General features: G+C 67.1%; 20 protein-coding genes. All 20 read left to right on the top strand.

Going from position 1 to position 21,578, the window contains the following annotated elements:
* The first annotated feature begins 16 nt into the window (after positions 1–16).
* The 20 genes from VFW04_06365 (at position 17) to VFW04_06270 (ending at position 21,546) form a co-directional block, all read left to right on the top strand.
* Positions 17–964 (top strand): dihydroorotate dehydrogenase, encoded by a 948-nt coding sequence (locus tag VFW04_06365; GenBank protein ID HEX5178934.1) that lies wholly within the window; start codon positions 17–19, stop codon positions 962–964.
* Entirely contained in the window at positions 961–1,674 is a 714-nt protein-coding gene (pyrF, locus tag VFW04_06360; GenBank protein ID HEX5178933.1) for an orotidine-5'-phosphate decarboxylase, read from the top strand. Before VFW04_06365 ends, pyrF begins: the two co-directional genes overlap by 4 nt.
* Before the next feature lie 54 nt (positions 1,675–1,728).
* Positions 1,729–1,845, top strand: coding sequence for a 50S ribosomal protein L36 (gene rpmJ, locus VFW04_06355; GenBank protein ID HEX5178932.1), 117 nt, complete (start codon positions 1,729–1,731; stop codon positions 1,843–1,845).
* A gap of 3 nt (positions 1,846–1,848) precedes the next feature.
* Positions 1,849–2,226 carry a 30S ribosomal protein S13 gene (rpsM, locus tag VFW04_06350; GenBank protein ID HEX5178931.1) on the top strand — a complete coding sequence of 126 codons (378 nt, stop codon included), beginning with the start codon at positions 1,849–1,851 and terminating at the stop codon, positions 2,224–2,226.
* Positions 2,227–2,296: 70 nt separating this feature from the next.
* On the top strand, positions 2,297–2,689 hold the full coding sequence (rpsK, locus tag VFW04_06345; protein HEX5178930.1) for a 30S ribosomal protein S11: 393 nt from the start codon (positions 2,297–2,299) through the stop codon (positions 2,687–2,689).
* Between the two features lie 3 nt (positions 2,690–2,692).
* Positions 2,693–3,325: a 30S ribosomal protein S4 gene (gene rpsD / locus VFW04_06340; protein HEX5178929.1), complete on the top strand. Its 633-nt coding sequence runs from the start codon at positions 2,693–2,695 to the stop codon at positions 3,323–3,325.
* Between the two features lie 93 nt (positions 3,326–3,418).
* On the top strand, positions 3,419–4,495 hold the full coding sequence (locus VFW04_06335) for a DNA-directed RNA polymerase subunit alpha (protein ID HEX5178928.1): 1,077 nt from the start codon (positions 3,419–3,421) through the stop codon (positions 4,493–4,495).
* Positions 4,496–4,501: 6 nt separating this feature from the next.
* The gene (rplQ, locus tag VFW04_06330; protein ID HEX5178927.1) at positions 4,502–4,858 is read left to right on the top strand and encodes a 50S ribosomal protein L17; all 357 of its coding nucleotides are present in this window, start codon (positions 4,502–4,504) and stop codon (positions 4,856–4,858) included.
* A gap of 2 nt (positions 4,859–4,860) precedes the next feature.
* Positions 4,861–5,070 (top strand): 50S ribosomal protein L28, encoded by a 210-nt coding sequence (rpmB, locus tag VFW04_06325; GenBank protein ID HEX5178926.1) that lies wholly within the window; start codon positions 4,861–4,863, stop codon positions 5,068–5,070.
* A 461-nt stretch (positions 5,071–5,531) separates the two neighbouring features.
* Positions 5,532–6,497, top strand: a complete 966-nt coding sequence (locus VFW04_06320) for a GDP-mannose 4,6-dehydratase (GenBank protein HEX5178925.1) — start codon at positions 5,532–5,534, stop codon at positions 6,495–6,497.
* Position 6,498: 1 nt separating this feature from the next.
* Positions 6,499–7,461, top strand: coding sequence for a GDP-mannose 4,6-dehydratase (locus tag VFW04_06315; GenBank protein HEX5178924.1), 963 nt, complete (start codon positions 6,499–6,501; stop codon positions 7,459–7,461).
* Positions 7,445–10,693 carry a carbamoyl-phosphate synthase large subunit gene (gene carB / locus VFW04_06310; GenBank protein HEX5178923.1) on the top strand — a complete coding sequence of 1,083 codons (3,249 nt, stop codon included), beginning with the start codon at positions 7,445–7,447 and terminating at the stop codon, positions 10,691–10,693. Before VFW04_06315 ends, carB begins: the two co-directional genes overlap by 17 nt.
* A gap of 125 nt (positions 10,694–10,818) precedes the next feature.
* Positions 10,819–11,931, top strand: a complete 1,113-nt coding sequence (locus VFW04_06305; protein ID HEX5178922.1) for a DegT/DnrJ/EryC1/StrS family aminotransferase — start codon at positions 10,819–10,821, stop codon at positions 11,929–11,931.
* Complete coding sequence (locus VFW04_06300) at positions 11,921–13,882, top strand: nucleoside-diphosphate sugar epimerase/dehydratase (GenBank protein HEX5178921.1); 1,962 nt, start codon at positions 11,921–11,923, stop codon at positions 13,880–13,882. The genes VFW04_06305 and VFW04_06300 overlap by 11 nt, the downstream gene beginning before the upstream one ends.
* A 62-nt stretch (positions 13,883–13,944) precedes the next feature.
* Complete coding sequence (locus VFW04_06295) at positions 13,945–15,510, top strand: hypothetical protein (protein HEX5178920.1); 1,566 nt, start codon at positions 13,945–13,947, stop codon at positions 15,508–15,510.
* 7 nt (positions 15,511–15,517) lie between these two features.
* Positions 15,518–16,672 carry a hypothetical protein gene (locus VFW04_06290; GenBank protein ID HEX5178919.1) on the top strand — a complete coding sequence of 385 codons (1,155 nt, stop codon included), beginning with the start codon at positions 15,518–15,520 and terminating at the stop codon, positions 16,670–16,672.
* A complete protein-coding gene (locus VFW04_06285; protein HEX5178918.1) occupies positions 16,669–18,141 on the top strand; it encodes a hypothetical protein in 1,473 nt (490 codons plus the stop codon). Before VFW04_06290 ends, VFW04_06285 begins: the two co-directional genes overlap by 4 nt.
* Positions 18,142–18,303: 162 nt before the next feature.
* Positions 18,304–19,611: a UDP-glucose/GDP-mannose dehydrogenase family protein gene (locus VFW04_06280; protein ID HEX5178917.1), complete on the top strand. Its 1,308-nt coding sequence runs from the start codon at positions 18,304–18,306 to the stop codon at positions 19,609–19,611.
* Complete coding sequence (locus VFW04_06275; GenBank protein HEX5178916.1) at positions 19,608–20,561, top strand: UDP-glucuronic acid decarboxylase family protein; 954 nt, start codon at positions 19,608–19,610, stop codon at positions 20,559–20,561. Before VFW04_06280 ends, VFW04_06275 begins: the two co-directional genes overlap by 4 nt.
* Positions 20,554–21,546 carry an NAD-dependent epimerase/dehydratase family protein gene (locus tag VFW04_06270; GenBank protein ID HEX5178915.1) on the top strand — a complete coding sequence of 331 codons (993 nt, stop codon included), beginning with the start codon at positions 20,554–20,556 and terminating at the stop codon, positions 21,544–21,546. The genes VFW04_06275 and VFW04_06270 overlap by 8 nt, the downstream gene beginning before the upstream one ends.
* The last annotated feature ends 32 nt before the right edge of the window (positions 21,547–21,578 follow it).

Here is a 21,578-nt window from a genome sequence, read left to right as displayed (position 1 = left end):
GCCGGATGGCGCAAACGTGAGCGCTCGCCCGCTTCGCGCGGATGCGCTCGCCGCGACCGTGGCGGGCGTCAGTTTTCAGAATCCCATCGTGCTCGCGCCGGGCACCGCGGCGTACGGGCGCGAGTTGCGCGGCGTCATCGCGCTCGACGCGTTAGGCGGCGTCGGCACCAAGGCGGTGAGTCCCAGGCCGCGGGCGGGCGCGCCCGCGCCGCGGGTGGCCGAAGCGCCCGACGGCATGATGCTCAACGCGGTCGGGCTGGCTAACCCGGGGCTCGACGAGGTGAAACGCGTCGAGCTGCCGTGGCTGGCGCAGCACGCGGGTCGCGCTCGCGTCATCGTAAACGTCGTCGGCGACACGACCGACGATTACGCAGCCGTGGTCGCGGCGCTCACCGACGAAGCCGGCGTGGATGTGTTCGAGCTCAACGTGAGTTGCCCGAACGTGCGGGCGGGCGGCATGGAGTTCGGCGCCGACCCGGCGACACTGGCCGCGGTGGTGCGCGGCGCTCGGGCCGCCACTGCGCGTCCGCTCTTCGTCAAGCTGAGCCCGGCGTCGCCGGACATCGCCGCCAGCGCCTGCGTGGCAGTGGATGCGGGCGCCGACGGGATCACGCTCGTGAACACGATGCCGGGCCTCATGGTGGACGTCGAGCGCCGGCGGCCTGCGTTAGGCTTCGGGTCGGGCGGCGTGAGCGGCGCGCCGCTGCTGCCCGTCGGCGTGCTCGCCACGTGGAAAGTGCGACAGGCGGTGCGCGTTCCGCTGCTCGGCGTGGGCGGTGTGTCGTCCGCATCCGACGCCTTGCAGTACATCATTGCCGGGGCGTCGCTGGTCGGTATCGGGACCGCGGCACTGCGCGACCCACGACTTCCCGAGCGCGTGGTGCGCGATCTCGCGCGGTGGTGCGACACGCACGGCGTGCGGTCGGTGGGCGAGCTCGTCGGCACGCTCGAGTGGCCGTCGTGAGCGCTGCACGAGCCATCGTCGCGCTGGATGTGCCCGGCGCGCGCGAGGCGGCAGCGCTCGTGGAGCGGCTCGGCCAGGCGTGCGATTTCGTGAAGGTGGGGAGCGAGCTCTTCACTGCGGCCGGGCCGCAGGTGGTGAGCGAGATGCGCCATGGCGGAGGCGCACGAGACCGCGACGTGTTCCTCGACCTCAAGTACCACGACATCCCGAACACGGTTCGCTCGGCCGCTAAGCGAGCGGCAGCGCTTGGCGCGCGCCTGATCACGGTGCATGCGTCCGGTGGACGGACGATGATGGAAGCGGCCGTCGAGGGCGCGGGAGAACGCTGCGGCGTGTTCGCTGTCACCGTGCTTACGTCGCTCGATGCGACCGCCCTCGGCGAAGCCTGGGGCCGGGAGGTCGAGGACGTCGAAGGCGAGGTGCTCCGGCTCGCCGAGCTCGCGAGGTCGGCGGGAGTGCGAGGCATCGTTTGCAGCGGCGTCGAAGCCGCTGCGGTGCGCGCTCGGCACAGCAGAGCGCTGGAGATTCTCGTCCCCGGGGTGCGCCTCGCCGGGAGCGGCGCACACGACCAGAAGCGCGTCGTCACCCCGGGCGGAGCGGCGTCGGCGGGTGCGACCTATGTGGTAGTTGGACGCACGGTGACGGAGGACGCGGATCCGCGTGGTGCGCTCGAGCGGGTGCGAGCCGAGCTCCTTGCATCGCCCTCGTAAGTCGGTTATCCTATAAGACTTGACTGGATTTTCCCGCTTACGAGGTGTGGTTCTGTGAAAGTACGCAGCAGCGTGAAGCCGATCTGCGAGCATTGCAAGGTGGTCAAGCGCAAAGGCGTGACGCGGATCATCTGCAAGCGCAGCCCAAAACACAAGCAGCGGCAGGGCTAACCGATGGCACGAATTGCCGGCGTGGACCTGCCACGCGAGAAGAAGGTCGAGATCGGCCTTACATACATTTTCGGCATCGGCCGCGCGGTGGCGCGGAGGATCGTGGCGGAGACGGGCGTGAACGCCGATCTCCGCATCAAGGATCTGAGCGACACGGACGTGAACCGGCTGCGCCAGGTGATCGAGCGCGACTATCGCGTCGAGGGCGCGCTGCGCACCGAAGTGGCGATGAACATCAAGCGCTTGATGGACATCGGCTCGTATCGGGGCATTCGGCATCGCCGCGGGCTGCCGGTGCGGGGACAGCGCACGCACACGAATGCGCGCACGAAGAAGGGGCCGCGCCGCGCGATCGCCGGCAAGAAGAAAGTCACCAAGTAACGTACGCCGCGCCCGCTCTGCCTAACGCAGAGGCGGGCGCGGCGTCGATCTACCTCACTGTCTCGGTATCATGGCCACAGCGAAAACCGGAACGAGCAAGAAGAGCAAGCGCGTCGTGGAAGCGGAAGGCATCGCGCACGTGAACGCGACCTTCAACAACACGATCGTCACGATCACCGACATGCACGGCAATGCGGTGGCCTGGGCGTCGTCGGGGAAGGCGAACTTCAAGGGCTCCAAGAAGTCGACGCCGTTTGCCGCGACCGTGGCCGCCGAGATGTGCGCCAAGGAAGCGTTAGGCATGGGGGTCAAGCGCGTGCACGTGCGCGTGCAGGGGCCGGGCTCCGGCCGCGAATCCGCCATCCAGGCGCTCGCCGCCGCCGGCCTGCAGATCCGCTCCATCAAGGATGTGACGCCGATTCCGCACAACGGCTGCCGTCCGCCCAAGCGCCGGAGGGTCTGAGCCATGCGCTACACCGGACCCAGCTGCCGCCAGTGCCGTCGCGAAGGAACCAAGTTGTTCTTGAAGGGCACCAAGTGCTTCACTGAGAAGTGCCCCGTCGAACGCCGTCCGTATGCGCCGGGCCAGCACGGACAGGCCACCGCTCGCCGCCGCAAGGCGTCGGAATACGCCAAGCAGCTGCGCGAGAAGCAGAAGGTGAAGCGCATCTACGGCGTCAGCGAGCGCCAGTTCCGCAACACGTTCGAGCGCGTCACCAAGCTGCCGGGCGTCACGGGACACAACCTCCTCGCCGCGCTCGAGAGCCGCTTGGACAACATGGTCTACCGCATGGGGTTCGCGGCCAGCCGGAAAGCGGCGCGCCAGTTGATCCGCCACCGGCACATCCATGTGAACGGCAAGCAGGTCGACATCCCGAGCTACCTGGTGCGGCCGGGCGAAGAAGTGGCAGTGCGCGGCAAGTCGCGCGAGCAGGTGTCGGTGATCTCCGCGCTCGATTACTCCTCGCGCGGCGCGCCGCTGTCCTGGATCGCGGTCGACAAGGACACATTCAGCGGGCGCATGCTCGAGCGCCCGGGCCGCGGCGACATTCCGATCGCGGCGCAGGAGCAGTTGATCGTCGAGCTGTACTCGAAGTAGCAGGGGTCGGGACCCTAACTCCCATACGAGCCCACCGCGCGTTAGGGGCGGGGTGGGGCGTCGCCGGGTCGACTCCCGGTTGGACCAACGAGGATGACAACATCAATGGTAACGGCAATCGATCTCACCGGGCTGGTTCGTCCGCAGCTCGTGGAAGCCACCAAGCGCGACGACAATCCGAACGTCGCCGAATTTCGCATGCAGCCGCTCGAGCGCGGCTTCGGCCACACGTTAGGCAACGCGATGCGGCGGATGCTGCTGTCGTCCCTGCGCGGGTCGGCGGTCTGGGCGTTCCGCATCGACGGCGTCGTGCACGAGCACCAAACGATCTCGGGCGTCGTCGAAGACGTCCATCAGATCATCGGCAACCTGAAAACGCTGACGCTGTCGCTCGCCGATGACGTGGACAGCGCCGTGCTCCGCATCCGCAAGAGCGAGGCGGGCCCGGTCACGTCGGCCGACATCGAGAGCTCGGGCGTCGTGCGCGTGATCGACGATCACCACCACCTGTTCACGCTGCAGGATGACCGCGAGCTCAACGTCGAGCTCTACGTCGACAAGGGACGCGGCTACGTCGAGGCGGATCAGCATCCGCTCGATCGCGGCCTGCCCGTCGACCTCGTGCGCATCGACTCGATTTACAACCCGGTGCGCCGCGCCAACTTTGCGGTAGCCGAAACGCGCGTCGGACAGCGCACCGACTACGACCGGCTCACGCTGACGGTCGAGACCAACGGCACGATCACACCCGAAGAAGCGGTAAGCTACGCGGCCGCCCTCGCGCAGACGCACTTCCAGTTCTTCGCCAACTTCGGCTCGCACACGCAGGGCGCCGTGCCGGTGGCCGGCGAGCATTCGCCCGATGCCCAACGGCTCGTGCAGCTGTTCCACACGCCGATCGACGAGCTCGAGCTGTCGGTGCGGTCGGTGAATTCGCTCAAGAATTCCGACATCCGCACGTTAGGCGACCTGGTTCGCCAGACCGAGTCGCAGATGCTGCAGGTCAAGAACTTCGGCAAGAAGTCGCTCCAGGAGATCGCCGATCTGCTCGAGCGCCAAGGCTTGAATTTCGGGATGCGGTACGAAGAGACGACCGATGGCGTGCGGATCACCGATTGGGGCACCGCCCCCAGCCGGGCCGCCGCCGCCGCGCCCGACGACGAGGAGTAAGCACCCATGCGTCACCGGAAAGCGGGACGGCAGCTGCGCCGGACGAGCGAGCAGAAGCTGGCCCTCATGCGCAACCTCGCATCGTCGCTCATCGAGCACGGCGCGATCGAAACTACGGAAGCCAAGGCGAAGGAGCTGCGTCCGTTCGTCGAACGCCTCATCACCAAGGCCAAGTCCGGAACGCTGCACGACCGCCGGCTCGCCGTGCGGCACATCCACAAGCGCGAGACGGCCGACAAGCTGTTCCAGGAAGTCGGCCCCAAGTTCAAGTCGCGCGCCGGCGGCTATACCCGGATCCTCAAGACCGGACACCGCAAGGGCGATGGCGCCGACATGGCGCGCATCGAGCTCATCGAGGGTTGATCATGACGAAGAGAGGATGCTACGTGTGCGGCCGCGGGGTTGCGTTCGGCAACAACGTCTCGCACGCCAACAACAAAGTGCGCCGCGTCTGGAAGCCGAATCTCCAGGTCGCGCGCATCCTCGTGGACGGCAAGCCCACGAAGATTCGCGTCTGCACGCGCTGCCTCAACGCAGGCAAAATTCAACGTGCTCCCCGCGGCCAGGTTGCGTGATCGCCGCTCGGCCGCACGAGACGGTGGTCGAAGGGAGCTTCTCGTGAGGCTCCCTTTTTTTCGGGCTCTTCGGGAATTTCCGGGAACATGGGAGGTACGGTGTAAGGAAGGTTACGCCTCTTGGATCGTGAGGCGGGACGCAGCCGAGGAGAGTGATACGCTCATGAAGACGCGGACCCGGCGCGGACACGACGGACACGGCAGGACAATACACATTCTTTGATTTTTATCCGGGCTGTGCCCGTTGTGCCCGTTGTGCCCGTTGTGCCCGTTGTGTCCGGCTTTGTCAGCGTCTTCATGAGCGGAGCGCTCTGCCCGTTGGGGCCTGCCTCGCGATCCTTGGTCTGCTTTCGTTGGACGTTCCACGCTGCGTTTCCCGAAAATTCCGGAAGAACTTTTTTCGTTCGTCGCATTCGATTGCGTTTCCCGATGATACGAATCACCGACCAACCCCAGCACGCATGCCCACCGCGCTGATCACCGGAATCACGGGACAGGACGGCTCCTACCTCGCCGAGCACCTGCTGGACAAGGGCTACCGGGTCGTCGGTATCGTTAGGCGAAGCTCCACCACGCCGTACGAGCGCATCGCCCACCTCGTCGACAAGGTCGAGCTGCTGTCCGCCGACCTGCTCGACCAGCACTCGCTGGTCGATGCGATGGCTGCCTGCACGCCGGATGAGGTCTACAACCTGGCCGCCCAGAGCTTCGTGCAGACGTCGTGGAGCCAACCCGTGCTCACGGGCGAGTTCACCGGGTTAGGCGTGACCCGCGCGCTCGAGGCGGTGCGCAAAGCGGCACCCCGCGCACGATTCTACCAGGCCAGCTCCAGCGAAATGTTCGGCAAGGTCGTCGAATCGCCGCAGAGCGAGAGCACATCGTTCTACCCGCGGAGCCCCTACGGCGTCGCCAAGGTGTATGGCCACTGGATCACCGTGAACTACCGCGAGAGCTACGACCTCTTCGCCGTGTCCGGCATCCTGTTCAATCACGAGAGCCCGCGCCGCGGTCTCGAGTTCGTGACCCGCAAGGTGACCGACGCCGTGGCGCGCATCAAACTCGGCTTGGCGCGCGAGGTGCGGCTCGGCAACCTCGACGCGCGGCGGGATTGGGGATTCGCCGGCGACTACGTCAATGCGATGTGGCGCATGCTGCAGCAGGATCGCGCCGAGGACTACGTGATCGGCACGGGGCGCACACATTCGGTGCGGCAGCTGTGCGAGGTCGCCTTCGGCGTCGCCGACCTGGACTATCGCGACTTCGTGAAACAGGACGAGCGCTTCTTCCGGCCGGCGGAAGTCGATCTGCTGGTGGCCGATCCGTCGAAAGCGAACACGCAGTTAGGCTGGCGGCCCCGTGTGTCGTTCGAGGAGCTCATCGCCATGATGGTGGACGCCGACCTGGCGCGTCATCGCGGCGCGCGCTGACGTGCGCGCGCTGGTGACCGGCGCCGCCGGCTTCGTTGGGCAATGGCTCTGCGAGGCGCTGCTGTCTCGCGGATGGGAGGTGTTTGGCACGCGTCTGGGAGATGACGTGCCGGCCGGCCGACTCGGCGCGCGCGAGCGAAACGCCGTCCGGTGGCTCGACTGCGATGTGACGGCCGCCGGCGCGCTCGCCACCGCGCTCGACGCCAGCATTCCGGACACCGTGTTTCATCTGGCCGGCATCGCGTTCGTGCCAGCCGCTACGGGCGATCCCGCGGGCACGCTCGAGGTGAACGTCGTCGCCGCGGCGCGGCTGCTGGCTGACATCGGCGCGCGTCGCCGCGCGGGAACGCTGGATCCCGTCGTGCTCCTCATCGGCAGCGGCGAGCAGTACGGCCGGCACGATGCGAGCGAACAGCCGCTCGCCGAATCTGCCGAACAGCGGCCGCTCAATCCGTACGCCGCGTCGAAAGCCGCGCAGGAAGTGGTCGCGCTCGCGTCGCACCGCGCGACAGGCGTCCGCGTGATAGTCACGCGCTCGTTCAACCACAGTGGAGCGGGGCAGGCCGACCGATTCCTGATTCCGGCGCTCGTCCGCCGCGTGCACGCGATGCGTGGCTCTGCCCCGGCGGGCGTTCTGGCCATGGGCAACACGTCCACAATCCGCGATTTTCTGCACGTGGACGACGTGGTTGCCGCATACATTGCACTCGCGGAACGCGGCGCTGCCGGCGAAGCCTACAACGTGGCGAGCGGAACCGGCGTCGCGGTCGACGCCGTCGCGCGCCGTGTGCTTGCCCTCATGGAGGTCGACGCGAAATTGGAGGTTGATCCCGCACTCGTCCGTCCGGTCGAGGTGCCCATGCTGGTTGGCGACGCGAGGAAGGTGCGCGCGGCCACCGGTTGGGCGCCGCGACGTTCACTCGACTCCATCATTGAAGACGTGATTCGTGCCGCGCCGCTCTGATCTCCACCGGATTCTGCTGATCGGCTCGGGGCCGATCATCATCGGCCAAGCCGCCGAGTTCGACTACTCGGGAACGCAAGCGGCGAAAGCGCTGCGCGAGGACGGGTACGAGGTAATCCTCGTGAACTCGAATCCGGCGACGATCATGACCGATCCCGAGATCGCGGACCGGACCTACATCGAGCCGGTGACGCCGGACATCGTCGAGCAGGTGATCGAGCGCGAACGGCCGGACGCGCTGCTGCCGACGATGGGTGGACAGACGGCGCTCAACGTGGCGATGGCGCTGTCGGAGCGCGGGGTGCTCGAGCGGTACAACGTGGAGCTGATCGGGGCCGACGCGCGCGCGATCCAGCTGGCGGAGGACCGCGAACTGTTCGCGAACGCGATGCGGCGCATCGGGCTGAGCGTGGCGCGCGGCGGGATCGCCCGCACGTGGGACGACGCGGAGGCGCTCATCCCGGTGGTCGATTTCCCGGCGATCATCCGGCCGTCGTTCACGTTAGGCGGCACGGGCGGCGGCGTGGCGTTCAATCGCGACGAGTACGAGGAGATCGTGCGCCGCGGGCTCGATCTCTCTCCCGTTAGGCAGGTGCTGATCGAGCGCTCGGTGCTCGGCTGGAAGGAGTTCGAGCTCGAGGTGATGCGCGACCACGCCGACAACGTGGTGATCGTCTGCTCGATCGAAAACCTCGATCCGATGGGCGTGCACACGGGCGACTCGATCACCGTGGCGCCGGCCATGACGCTCACCGATCGCGAGTATCAGACCATGCGCGACGCGGCGGTGGCGGTGATTCGCGAAATCGGGGTCGCCGCGGGCGGCTGCAACATCCAGTTCGCGGTCAATCCCGCCGACGGCGAGATGCTGGTGATCGAGATGAATCCGCGCGTGTCGCGGTCCTCGGCGCTCGCATCCAAGGCGACGGGATTTCCGATCGCGCGCATCGGCACCAAGCTCGCGGTCGGCTATCGGTTGGACGAGATCACGAACGACATCACGAAGACGACGCCGGCGTCGTTCGAGCCGGTGCTCGACTACGTGGTCGTGAAGTGTCCGCGGTTCGCCTTCGAGAAGTTCGCGGCGGCCGATCCCCGTCTCACGACGCAGATGAAGTCGGTGGGCGAGGCGATGGCGATCGGGCGCACGTTCAAGGAGGCGCTGCAGAAGGGACTGCGCGCGCTGGAGACGGGCCGGGCGGGCTGGGTGATCGGCGCCACGCTGCAGGACGACCGGCTGAGCGACGATTCGTTGGACACGCTGCGGGGCGCGCTGCGCCAGCCGACGCCGGAGCGGATTTTCCAGGTGAAGCGGGCGCTCGCCGCCGGCCTAACCGTGGCCGAAGTCGCCGAGCACTCGCGCATCGACCCGTGGTTCCTCAATCAAATGATGGAGCTTATCGAGGCCGAGCGTGATTACGCGGCGCTTCCGTCGGTGGATGCATCGGCCCTGCGCCGGATGAAGCGGCTCGGGTTCTCCGACCGGCAGCTCGGCGCGCTGCGCGGCGAGACCGAGCATGCCGTGCGCGCCCAACGGTGGGCGGCGGGCGTGCGGCCCGTCTACAAAATGGTCGACACGTGCGCCGGCGAGTTCCCATCCGCCACGCCCTACCTCTATTCGAGCTACGACGAAGAGAGCGAAGCGCCGCCCACCGGCCGCCGGTCGGTGGTGATTCTGGGCAGCGGGCCCAACCGCATTGGCCAGGGCGTCGAGTTCGACTACTGCTGCGTGCGCGCGGTGATGGCGCTGCGCGAGCGGGGATTCGAGACGATCATGATCAACTCGAATCCGGAGACGGTGTCGACGGATTTCGACACGTCGGACAAGCTGTACTTCGAACCGTTGACGTTCGAGGACGTGCTCGAGATCGTGGATCGCGAACAGCCGGTGGGCGTGATCGTGCAGTTAGGCGGCCAGACGCCGCTCAAGCTCACGCGGGCGCTCGAAGCGGCCGGCGTCGCGATTCTCGGCACGTCACCCGATGCGATCGACATTGCGGAGGACCGGCGCCGCTTCGAGGCCATCGCGCGGGCGACGGGCGTCAACCAGCCGGAGAGCGGCACCGCCACGCGCCTCGGCGAGGCCGTCGCCATCGCCGCCCGCATCGGCTATCCGGTGCTCGTCCGGCCGTCGTACGTGTTAGGCGGACGCGCCATGCAGATCGTGTACGACGAAGCGACGCTGCGCGAATACTTCGACCGCGCCGCCCGCGCGTCCGAGGACCGGCCGGTGCTCATCGACCGGTTCCTCGAGGACGCATACGAAGTCGACGTCGACGCGATCTGCGACGGCGAGCGCGTCGTAATCGGCGGCGTGATGCAGCACATCGAGGATGCGGGCATCCATTCGGGCGACTCGGCGTGCGTGCTGCCGCCGTACATCATCGGCGAGGCCGACCTGGCCGCGATGCGCGAGCACACCGTTGCGTTAGCCAAGGCCCTCGGTGTCGTGGGACTGATCAACGTGCAGTTCGCAATCAAGGATCGCACGGTGTACGTGCTCGAGGTGAACCCGCGCGCCAGTCGCACGATTCCGTTCGTGTCGAAGGCCATCGGCGTCCCGCTCGCCTCGCTCGCCGCGCGCGTGATGCTCGGGGAGTCGCTGTCAGCGCTGGGATTCACGGACGAGGTCGTTCCGCCGTACGTGTCGGTGAAGGAAGCCGTATTCCCGTTCAGCAAATTCCGCGAGTCCGACCCGGTGCTCGGCCCCGAGATGCGATCGACCGGCGAAGTGATGGGCATCTCCGATTCGTTCGGCAGCGCATTTGCCAAGGCGCAGCTCGCCGCGGACAACGGCCTGCCGCTCGAGGGCTCGCTGCTGATCACGGTGAACAATTCGGACAAAGCGAACGTCATTCCGATCGCGCGCCGCTTTCAGGAAATGGGATTCCGTCTGCTCGCCACCACCGGCACCGCGAAATTTCTCCGCGCACGCGGCATTCCGGCCGAGCGCGTGTTCAAGGTGCACGAAGGGCGGCCGCACGGGATCGATCTCATCGTCAACCGGCAGGTGCAACTACTGATCAACACGCCGCTCGGAAAACATTCGCAGCGCGACGACTATTCCATGCGTCAGGCCGCCGTCGCGCACCGCGTGGCGTACACCACAACGCTCTCGGCGGCGTCCGCCGCGTGCGACGCGATTCTCTCGTTGCGGTTCCGCCCCCCGCGCGTCCGCTCCCTGCAGGAATGGCACGAGCTCGTGCGCGCTGACGCCGTGACGGCGGATTGACGCCGCGAGCGGGCGTCGACACGTTGTTAGACGTCGTCCGACGATGCGGTGGGCCGCCGCCGGCACGTCTCGACTTCGGCGCGACGCCTGCCAGACCCGCTCCTCGAACCTCCTGTTGAACCGACATGCCAGTCCCATTGCTCGACCTCCGGGCGCAGCACGCGCAGATCAAGGACGAAGTCGTGCGCGCCATGATGCAAGTCGTCGACGACCAGCTGTTCATCCTCGGGCAACCGGTCGAGCGTCTCGAGCGCGCGGTTGCCGCGCTGTCGCACACGAAGCATGCGATCGGATGCGCCAGCGGGACCGACGCGCTGCTGCTGGCCTTGCGCGCACTGGACATCGGTCGCGGCGACGAGGTGATCACGACGCCGTTCACGTTCTTCGCCACGGCCGGCACCATTCACAACGTGGGTGCGACGCCGGTGTTCGTGGACATCGATGCATCGACGTTCAACATCGCGACGCCCGATGCGGCCGCGGCGGTCACCAGCCGGACGAAAGCCGTGGTCCCGGTGGACCTGTTCGGCCAGATGTCGCGCATCGAAGAGCTGGCCGCAGCGATGCCTAACGTACCGCTCATCGAGGACGCGGCGCAGACGATCGGCGCGCGCCGCCGCATCAACGGCACGTGGGTGATGGCCGGCGAGCGGGCGACCATCGGCACGTTCAGCTTCTTCCCGTCCAAGAACCTCGGCGGCTACGGCGATGGCGGAATGATGGTCACGCAGGACGACGAGATCGCGACGCGCCTGCGGCGCTTGCGCGTCCACGGCGGCGCCACGCAGTACTTCCACGACGAAGTCGGCTACAACAGCCGCCTCGATGCGCTGCAAGCGGCGGTGCTCGAGGCGAAGCTCCCGCACCTGGCGGACTGGAGCAGCAAGCGGCGCGAGCACGCGGCATACTATGATCGCGCGTTCGCCGATGTTCCGGAGATCCGCACGCCGACCATCGACGCGGGCAACGAGTCGATCTACAACCAGTACACGGTGCGAGCGGATCGGCGCGACGGGCTGCAGGCCTATCTCAAGGGCAAGGGCATCGGATCGGCGATTTACTACCCGCTGCCGCTCCATCTGCAGCCGTGCTTCACGTACCTCGGCTATCGAGAAGGATCGTGTCCCGAGTCGGAGCGCGCGGCGCGCGAGGTGCTCTCGCTGCCGGTGTATCCCGAGCTCGCGCGGTCCCAGCAGGACGAAGTGATCGGAGCCGTTCGCGCCTTCTATGGCCACTGATCCGGTGGTCGCCCAACGCGCGCCGGCAACGGAGCGCGTGCTGGGGTGGTTGGCGTCGAAGGCGCTCCGCTACCGGCGCCTGATGGTGGTGACGACGCATCTGGTGCTGGTGGTGGCCAGCTACTGGCTCGCGTTCGTGCTGCGCTTCGACCGGATGATTCCGCGGGCGTACTGGTCGTTGTTCGTGACGACGCTCTGGCCGCTGCTCATCTTCCGGTTAGGCTCGTTCGCCTTTTTCCGGCTCTACAGCGGGTGGTGGCGATACGTCGGCATGCGCGACATGGTGGCGCTCGTCAAGGCGATCGCCATCAGCAGCGCGCTGTTCACGGCGTTGCTGGTGTTCACGGGGCAGGCGTATCAGTATCCGCGCTCGGTGATCGTCATCGACGCGGTGCTGACGCTCTTCTTCATTGGCGGTGTGCGGTTCGCGCTGCGCGCGTTGCGCGAGAACCGGCGTCCGGCCACCGGCGGTCCGCGGCTGCGCCGCGTGGTGATCATCGGCGCGGGCGATGCCGGCGAGCTGCTGCTCCGCGAGATGCACAACAATCGCGGACTCGGCTACGTGCCCGTCGGCTTCGTGGACGACGACATCCGCAAGACCGGATTTCACATCCACGGCGTGCCGGTGCTCGGCACCACCGAGTCGTTAGGCCGGCTGCTGGAGACCAACGCGGCCGACGAGCTGATCATCGCGATCCCGTCGGCGACGCGGGAGCAGATTCAGGCGATCGTGAATCGCTGTTTGGCCACGCGGCTGCCGTTCAAGATTCTGCCGGCGATCGCCGCGCTGTCGGGCCGCGTGCAGATGAGCCAGGTGCGGCCGGTGCGGGTGGAAGACCTGTTGGGCCGGGATCCGGTGGACCTCGATTCGGCGGTCGTGCGCGGCGCCATCGCCGGACGGCGGGTGCTGATCACGGGCGCCGGCGGGTCGATCGGCGCCGAGCTGGCGCGGCAGATCGCGACGTTCGATCCGGCGTCGCTCACGTTGATCGAACGGTCGGAGAACGCGCTGTTCCTCATCGAGCAGGAGCTGCACCGCAAGCATCCGCAGCTCGACGTGCGCCCGGCCATCTGCGACATCTGCGAGAGCCCCGATGTGGCGCGGCTGTTCCGTGAGGCGCGTCCGGAGATCGTGTATCACGCCGCGGCGTTCAAGCACGTCCCGATGATGGAAGCGCACGTCTGCCATGCGGTGCAGAACAACGTCTTCGGCACGCGCAACATTGTCGAGGCGGCCGCGCAGTACGGGGCGACGTTCGTGCTGATCTCGACGGACAAGGCCGTGAGCCCGACGAACATCATGGGCGCCACGAAGCGACTCGCCGAGCAGCTGGTGCTGTCGCTGGCCGATTCACGCGCCCATCATTTTGTGGCGGTCCGGTTCGGCAACGTGTTAGGCAGCAACGGCAGCGTCGTACCGCTGTTCAGCGAGCAGATCGCCGATGGCGGACCGGTGACGGTGACGCATCCGGAAGCGACGCGCTACTTCATGACCATCCCCGAGGCGGTGCAGCTGGTGTTGCAGGCGTCGGCGCTGGATGAAGCGCGCGACCGGATCGTGATGCTCGAGATGGGCCATCCGATCAAGATCGTCGACCTGGCGCGCAACCTCATCCGGCTTTCGGGACTGGAACCGGATGCGGACATCCCGATCGTGTACACGGGGCTCCGGCCGGGCGAGAAGCTGCACGAGCAGCTGACGTCGGAAACCGAAGAGACGATGCCCACACGCTTCGAGAAAATCCGGATCGTGAAGACGGGCGCCTCGCGGTCGCTCGACCATCAGTTAGGCCATCTCTGGGATCTCGTCGTCGCCCGCGACGAGCGGGGCATCGTGCGCAAGCTGCAGGAGCTGGTGCCGGAGTTTTCACCGCAGGCGGCGCTGATCGCGCGGCTGCGCGAGCGGTCGTCGTCGCCGTCCGAGCCACGTCAATTCACCAAAGGAGCCTGACGATTCGCTCCGCGTTCGTCGTTGCCGCCGGCGCGCTGCTCCTCGCCGCCGGAAGCGCGCGTGTGGCCGCCGCGCAGCATCCGCTAGTCACGCTGCCCCTCGATGATCCCGCGTACGCCCAGCTCGACGGCCTGGTGGAGTTGGGCTGCGGCGCCGCGCGCGTATCCGCGTTCCGGCCGTTCATGGTGAAGGATGTGCGCGGCGCCCTGCGCACGGCCAAGGCCGAACCACGGTGTGCAGGCCGGGTGCTCGACGCGCTCGCCTCGCGGTTCCTCGCCGACAGCGTCGCGTCCGACTCGGCCGCCGCGGCGTCGTCGAACCGCGTGCGCTTCGGCGCGCTCGCATCGCTCCAGGCGACGGGCCTGGACAACGGCGAGATGTACCCGCTGTGGGACGACGTTCGCCCAACGGGACAGGGCACGCCGCCGGCCGTCGGGACGGCGCGGCTGCGCCTCTCGTTCGATGGCGGCCCGAACGTGGTCCTGGTGAGCGAGGCGTACGGCGAGACCGACAGCCGCAACGATCCGACGGTGCGCGCCAATCAATTCCGGCACACGTCCGGCGTCATCGATTTCAGCGAAGCCTATGCATCGGGCAAGTTGGGCCCGATCGTGCTCTCCGTTGGGCGCGGCCGCGAAGCGTGGATCGGCGATGGCACGGAGTCGCTCGTGCTCTCGGCGAACGGCCCTGCGTTGGACAAGATCACGCTCACGGCGCAGTGGTCGAAATTCGAGTTCAAGGCCCTCGTGGCCGAGCTCAACGACGTGGTGCTGTCGCCGGCCACCGACAGTCTGCCGGACAGCGTCGGGACGCAGCGGTACCATCGCATGATGGTGGCGCACGCGCTCACGTGGCGGCCGTCGCACAAGGTCGAGCTGACGCTCGGCGAGACGGCGCTCATTCCGCGCCAGGGCGGCGGGATCGCGCTCAACTTCGTGAATCCGTTGATGGTATTTCAGGTCACGCAGAACGACAAATCCGGCGACGTCAGCCAGGCCGGCGACGTGAACCTGACGGCGTTCGGATCGGTGCGGGCCAATCTCGACCGGTTCTCGCTGCAGGGCGATCTGCTCATCGACGACATTCAGATCGATGCGCAGGATCGGAAGAACTTTCCCGACTTGTTCGCCTGGAACGTGCGCGGGACCTACGCGTTGTCGCTGCCCGTGCCGGCGAATCTGGGGCTGCAATACCGGCGCGTGAGCGCGTTCACGTACCTCGAGTCGTTCTACACTGCGACGTGGCAGCAATACGATCAGCCGGTGGGGTCCGAGTTAGGCCCGGATGCCGACATGGCGCGGGCGTTCGCGGACGTGTGGCCCACAGGGAAGTTTCATGTGTCCGCCGGCATCGCCAAGTGGCGCCGCGGCGACCAGCGCATCAGCCAGCGTCCGCCGCCGGCCCGCTTCGGCCATGCCGGCGCGCCGTTTCCGTTTGCGAGCGGCGACACGCCCGACGTGCAGAGCGCGTGGATGGCCGACGCGAGCGTGCAGTGGCTCGACCCCATCGTGCCGCTCACACTGGTGGTGCAGGGCGCGCGCGTGACCAACGTGAACAACGTCGCGACGCCGGCCGGGACGTACGGGCGCGTGCAACTCATGGCGACGTACCGCTTCCGCTATCCCTGAGTCGGCGATGAAACCGCATCGCCGAGCGAGCGGGGAGCAGACGATCGGCGTGCCGCGGTATCTGTCGGCGGCCCTGCTGGCATCGCTGTGCGTGATCGTCGGCGTGATGTGGGACATCTCGTGGCACAGCACGATTGGCCGCGACACGTTCTGGACGCCGGCGCACATGGCGATCTACGCCGGCGGCCTCATCGCCGGGCTGTCGTGCGGCTGGCTGGTGCTCGCGACCACGTTTGGCGGCGCCGCGTCCCGCGGCGACACGGTGCGCTTCTGGCGCGTGTTCCATGCTCCGTTAGGCGCGTGGGTGTGCATCTGGGGCACGTTCGCGATGCTCACCTCGGCGCCGTTCGACAACTGGTGGCACAACGCCTACGGGCTCGACGTCCAGATCCTGAGTCCGCCGCACACGGTTCTCGCGTTGGGCATCGCCGCCATCCAGTTGGGCGCACTGCTCATGACGCTCGCGCTGCAGAACCGCGCCGGCGCCGCGGCGGCGCAGCGGTATCGCGTGCTGTACGCGGCCGCCGCGGGGCTGTTGTTCCTGAACGCGACGATCATGACCACCGAGTACCATCGGCGCGTCCTCATGCACACGCCGCAGTTCTACGTGGTGGCGTGTCTCGTGTTCCCGTTCTACCTGGTCACACTCGCCCGCGCGTCGCGGCTGCGATGGCCGACCACGTCCATTGCCGCCGTCTACACCGTCGTCATGCTCGCGATGGTCTGGCTCCTGCCGCTGTTCCCGGCCACGCCCCGGTTAGGCCCGATCTATCAGACCGTGACGCACATGGTGCCGCCGGATTTTCCGCTCCTCCTGCTCGCGCCGGCGTTCGTGCTCGATCTGATGTTCCAACGCGTGCCGGACACGCTGCGCGGCTGGCGTCTGGCGGCGCTGCTCGGCACCGTGTTCTTCGCCGTGTTCTTTGCCGCGCAGTGGTCATTCGGCTCGTTCTATAACTCGCCGGCGTCGGAGAACTGGGTCTTCGCCTCCACCAACTATTATTACGCGCTGCCCAAGACGTCGTACGCCTACCGGCACATCTTCCCGCCGGTGCGGCCGGCCAAGCTGGCCGGCGGATTGGCGCTCGCCGCCGGTCTCGCGGTACTGTCGTCGCGGCTCGGTCTGGCCTGCGGCGACTGGCTGCGCCGGGTGAAGCGGTGAGCCGCCCGCCGCTGCCTAACGGACTGGCGGCGCTGGCGGCGCTCGCCGTGCTGGTCATCGCCGGGGTCGGGCACGTCGGCAGTCCGGACGTCTACTTTCGCGGCGCGGCGGGGCCCTACGATGTCGGCGTGGTCAGCCGCCCGCCCGGTGTGGTGCCCGGTCAGCTCGATGTAGTAGTCCAGGTGTCCAACGAACCCGCCGCGCAGGTGACGGTGCAGCCGGTGTTGTGGGAGACCGGCGCCGATGGCGCACCGCCGCCAGACCTCGCAGCGCCGGTGCTGGGCGAAGCCGGGGCCTTCGCCACCCGGCTCTGGCTCATGACATCCGGCTCCTACTCGATTCGGGTCGTTGTCAGCGGCACGCGGGGCACGGGGACCGTCGACGTGCCGGTCGTCTCGGCGGCCACGCGGGAGCTGCCGATGTCGCCAGCGTTAGGCGCGCTGCTCCTCGCGCTCGGCGCCTTTCTCGTCTTCGGTTTGCTCTCCATCATCGGCGCCGGCGCTCGAGAAGCGACGCTCGACCCCGGCGTCCCGGTCGACGCGCCCCGCCGGCGACGCGCGCGCCTTGCGGTGTGCTCCGCGGCCGCGATCTTCGCGCTCGCGCTCCTGGGCGGCAACGCATGGTGGAACCACTCGGCCCGAGCGTATCGGCGCATCATTTACAAGCCGCTCGCGAGCCGCGTATCGCTCGCCGACTCCGGACGCGTCCTTCAATTCGTGATTACGGACAGCAGATGGAGGCAGCACGAAGAGACACCGCTCGTTCGCGATCACGGAAAGCTCGTCCACTTCTTTCTGATTCGTGCGCCGGGCATGGACGCATTTGCGCACCTGCATCCGGTGACGAGCGACTCCAACGATTTTCGCGTCGCGCTGCCGCCATTGCCTGCCGGGACATACCATACCTACGCCGACATCGTGCACCGGAGCGGCTACGCCGAGACGCTCGTCGACACCCTCGTCATCGGCGGGCAAGGCTCGCCCGCATTCTCCCCAACCGACTCCGACGATTCCTGGATCGTGAGCGGTGCGTTGACGGCGGCGTCGGATACCAGACGCGCCACGCTGGCCGATGGATCGATCATGAGCTGGGACCGTGGCGATACCTCGCTGGTCGCGAACGTGATCGCCCCGCTGCACTTCACCGTCACGGCGCCAGACAGTCGACCCGCGGTCCTGCAGCCCTACATGGGCATGTCCGCCCACGCAATGATCGCGCGCGATGATGGCAGCGTGTTCGTCCACCTGCATCCCATGGGCACGATTGCGATGGCGGCGCAATCGATTTTCAGTCGCGGCGGGGACAGCACCCGGGACGCACCTCTGCCAATGCCAATGACAAGCGCAACGCTGCCCGATACCGTGAGCTTCCCGTACGCGTTCCCGAAAGCCGGTCACTATCGGATCTGGGTGCAGGTGCGGCGCGCAGGGCGCGTGCTAACCGGAAGCTTCGACGCCCGCGTGCGATAGCTGCAGCCTCCCGACCGGTCTCTTTCGCGACCGAACGCTCCTGTCGCGTCCGGCGCTCTCTGCGTTTTGCTCGGCTTTCGCATTGCCCGACTCCCTGACCCCCGATAAGTTCAAGGGCTGGCAGCATATCGGCCAACAACCGAACCCAACAATATTTACATCGTGCGGATCACAGTCGTCGGGACGGGCTATGTCGGTCTCGTCGTAGGCGCATGTCTGGCGGAGACGGGTGGGGACGTCACCTGCGCCGACATCGACGAGCGAAAAATCAAAGGACTGAAGGACAACATCCTCCCGATCTACGAGCCTGGTCTCGAAGATCTGGTCGAGCGCAATCAAAGCCAGAAACGGCTCTCCTTCACCACGGACGTCGGCGGCGCCGTCAAAAACGCCGAGGTCGTGTTCATCGCCGTCGGCACGCCGCCGGATGAGGACGGGTCAGCCGACCTCAGACACGTCCTGAGCGTGGCCGACGTGATCGGCCGCAACATGGCGCGCGAAATGGTGGTCGTCACCAAGTCCACTGTGCCAGTGGGCACGGCAGACAAGGTCGCCAACGCCATCGCCAAGCACGCGAAGTTCCCGTTCCACATGTGCAGCAATCCGGAATTCTTGAAGGAGGGCGCCGCGGTCGAGGATTTCATGCGGCCCGATCGCGTGGTCCTTGGCGTGGACAGCGACTACTCGCGATCGGTGATGGCCGAGCTCTATGCGCCGTTTGTTCGAACCGGAAAACCGATTCTGTTCATGGACATTCCGTCCGCCGAGCTCACGAAGTACGCGGCCAACGGCATGCTGGCCACGCGCATTTCGTTCATGAACGAGATCGCGAATCTGTGCGAGAAGGTCGGCGCGAACGTGGACAACGTGCGAAAGGGGATCGGCAGCGATGTGCGCATCGGACCGTCGTTTCTGTTCCCCGGGCCGGGCTACGGCGGCTCGTGCTTTCCCAAGGATGTGAAAGCGCTGCTGCGCACGGCCAAGGAACGCAGCGCATCGGTCGCGGTGTTGAATGCCGTCGAAGAAGCGAACGAGCGGCAGAAGCACCGGTTGTTCGAGAAGCTGTCGTCGGTGATTCCGGATGGGTTGCGCGGCCGCAAGATCGCGGTGTGGGGGCTCGCGTTCAAACCGCAGACCGACGACATGCGCGAATCGCCCGCGTTGACGCTCATCGAATCGCTGCTCGAGGCCGGCGCCAGCGTGGTGGCGCACGACCCGGTGGCGATGCCCGAGGCGCGGCGCCGGTTAGGCGACCGCATCTCGTACGCCGAATCCAACTACGACGCGCTCGATGGCGCGGACGCGCTCGTCGTGGTCACCGACTGGAATCAGTTCCGCCATCCGGACTTCGAGCGCATCAGGGCCTCCCTCGCGCGTCCGATCGTCATCGACGGACGAAACCTCTATCACCCGGAGAAAATGGCGGCGTTAGGCTTCACGTACCGGTCGATCGGCCGCGGTCGCGAATGAGGGTGCTCATCACCGGAGCCGCGGGGTTTCTGGGCTCCCACCTGTGCGACCGCTTTCTCGCCGACGGCCATCAAGTGGTCGGCCTCGACAACTTCATCACCGGCCACGCCGACAACATCGCGCACCTCGTCGGCCAAGCGGGGTTCGAGTTCGTCCGCCACAACATCTCGACGTACACGTATGTCGCCGGCCCGCTGGACGGCGTGCTCCACTTCGCGTCGCCCGCCAGCCCCATCGACTACCTCGAGCACCCGATTCCAACGCTCAAGGTCGGTGCGTTAGGCACCCACAACGCGCTCGGCCTCGCGCTGGCCAAGCGGTCGCGTTTTTTCCTGGCGTCGACGTCCGAGGTGTACGGCGATCCGATGGTGCACCCGCAGCCCGAATCGTATTGGGGCAACGTCAATCCCGTCGGACCGCGCGGCGTGTACGACGAAGCGAAGCGCTTTGCCGAAGCCATGACGATGGCCTATCACCGGTATCACGGCCTCGACACGCGCATCGTCCGCATCTTCAACACGTACGGCCCGCGCATGCGGCCGCGCGACGGGCGCGTCGTGTCCAATTTCATCGTGCAGGCGCTGGCCGGCGAACCGATCACGCTGTACGGCGACGGCAAGCAAACCCGCAGCTTCTGCTACGTGTCGGATGAAGTGGAAGGCATCTACCGGCTCTTCATGAAGGGCGACAGCGATCCGATGAACATCGGCAACCCGGTCGAGTACACCGTACGCCAGTTAGCCGAGGTGGTCCTCGAGCTCACGGGAGCGAAGGTGCCGATCGAGGCGCGGCCGCTGCCGGTGGACGATCCCAAAGTGCGCCAGCCCGACATCAGTCGCGCGCGATCGATGCTGGGCTGGGAGCCAGCGGTGCCGCTTCGGGAGGGCGTCGCCCGCACCATTGAGTACTTCCGCTCGCTTGGCACCGAGCGGGTGGGCGCGCGTGGCTGAGCGCGTGCTGGTCACCGGCGCGGCAGGATTCATCGGCTCGCACCTGGTCGATGCGCTGCTCGCGCGCGGCGATCGCGTGTTAGGCGTCGACAATTTCGACGACTTTTACGACCCGGCCATCAAGCGCGCGAACATCGCCGGAGCCCGCTGCTCCTCGGCGTTCACCATGGCCGAGGCGGATGTGCGCGACCTCGCGGCGCTCGGCGCTGCGATGGACACGATCGAGCCCGACGTGGTCGTGCACATGGCGGCGCGCGCCGGCGTCCGCCCATCGATTGCCGCCCCCGCGCTGTATGCCGACGTCAACGTTCGCGGAACCGCCGCGTTGCTCGATGCCGCGCGTGCGCGCGGCATCTCGCGCGCCGTCGTCGCATCGAGCTCGTCCGTCTACGGGAATGCGAGCCGCGTCCCGTTCTCGGAGGACGATGCCGCGATCTCGCCGGTCAGTCCGTACGCCGCCACCAAACGCGCCGCCGAGCTGCTCTGTGAAACCTTCGCCGGACTCGAGCCGCGCCTTCGCATCGTGTCGCTGCGATTCTTCACGGTGTACGGACCGAGGCAGCGGCCCGATCTGGCGATCCACAAATTCGCGGCGCTCATCTCGAGCGGTCGTCCCATTCCGGTATACGGCGACGGGTCGTCGTCGCGCGACTACACCTACGTGACCGATACGGTGCAGGGGGTACTCGGCGCGATCGAGCGAACGCGCGATCCCGAGGTGCGGCACGAGGTCTATAATCTGGGCGAGTCGCAGACCACGACGCTCAGCGAGCTGATTGCCTTGCTCGAGGATGCGCTTGGTCGGAAGGCCATGATCGACAGGTTGCCGCCACAAGCGGGCGACGTGTCCTGCACGTTCGCCGATATTTCGCGCGCACGCGACACCCTGGGCTACGCGCCGGCGGTGCCGATCCGCGATGGCATTCCTCGTTTTGTCGCATGGTTTCGCGACACAGCGGGCCGCGGCGCTGCTGCGCTCCGGTGAACCGTCTCCTCGAATCCGGGTATGACACCGCC

The organism is Gemmatimonadaceae bacterium (genome assembly GCA_036273715.1).
In the GTDB taxonomy this organism is placed as follows: Bacteria; Gemmatimonadota; Gemmatimonadetes; order Gemmatimonadales; family Gemmatimonadaceae; genus JADGGM01.
This window is presented reverse-complemented; position numbering and strand designations above follow the sequence as displayed.

What these genes read in the sequence shown, in the direction of transcription:
- rpsM (HEX5178931.1), top strand. Translation starts at nt 1,849, where the DNA reads ATGGCACGAATTGCCGGCGTGGACCTGCCACGCGAGAAGAAGGTCGAG.
- rpsK (HEX5178930.1), top strand. Translation starts at nt 2,297, where the DNA reads ATGGCCACAGCGAAAACCGGAACGAGCAAGAAGAGCAAGCGCGTCGTG.
- rpsD (HEX5178929.1), top strand. Translation starts at nt 2,693, where the DNA reads ATGCGCTACACCGGACCCAGCTGCCGCCAGTGCCGTCGCGAAGGAACC.
- VFW04_06335 (HEX5178928.1), top strand. Translation starts at nt 3,419, where the DNA reads ATGACAACATCAATGGTAACGGCAATCGATCTCACCGGGCTGGTTCGT.
- rplQ (HEX5178927.1), top strand. Translation starts at nt 4,502, where the DNA reads ATGCGTCACCGGAAAGCGGGACGGCAGCTGCGCCGGACGAGCGAGCAG.
- rpmB (HEX5178926.1), top strand. Translation starts at nt 4,861, where the DNA reads ATGACGAAGAGAGGATGCTACGTGTGCGGCCGCGGGGTTGCGTTCGGC.
- VFW04_06320 (HEX5178925.1), top strand. Translation starts at nt 5,532, where the DNA reads ATGCCCACCGCGCTGATCACCGGAATCACGGGACAGGACGGCTCCTAC.
- VFW04_06305 (HEX5178922.1), top strand. Translation starts at nt 10,819, where the DNA reads ATGCCAGTCCCATTGCTCGACCTCCGGGCGCAGCACGCGCAGATCAAG.
- VFW04_06300 (HEX5178921.1), top strand. Translation starts at nt 11,921, where the DNA reads ATGGCCACTGATCCGGTGGTCGCCCAACGCGCGCCGGCAACGGAGCGC.
- VFW04_06290 (HEX5178919.1), top strand. Translation starts at nt 15,518, where the DNA reads ATGAAACCGCATCGCCGAGCGAGCGGGGAGCAGACGATCGGCGTGCCG.
- VFW04_06275 (HEX5178916.1), top strand. Translation starts at nt 19,608, where the DNA reads ATGAGGGTGCTCATCACCGGAGCCGCGGGGTTTCTGGGCTCCCACCTG.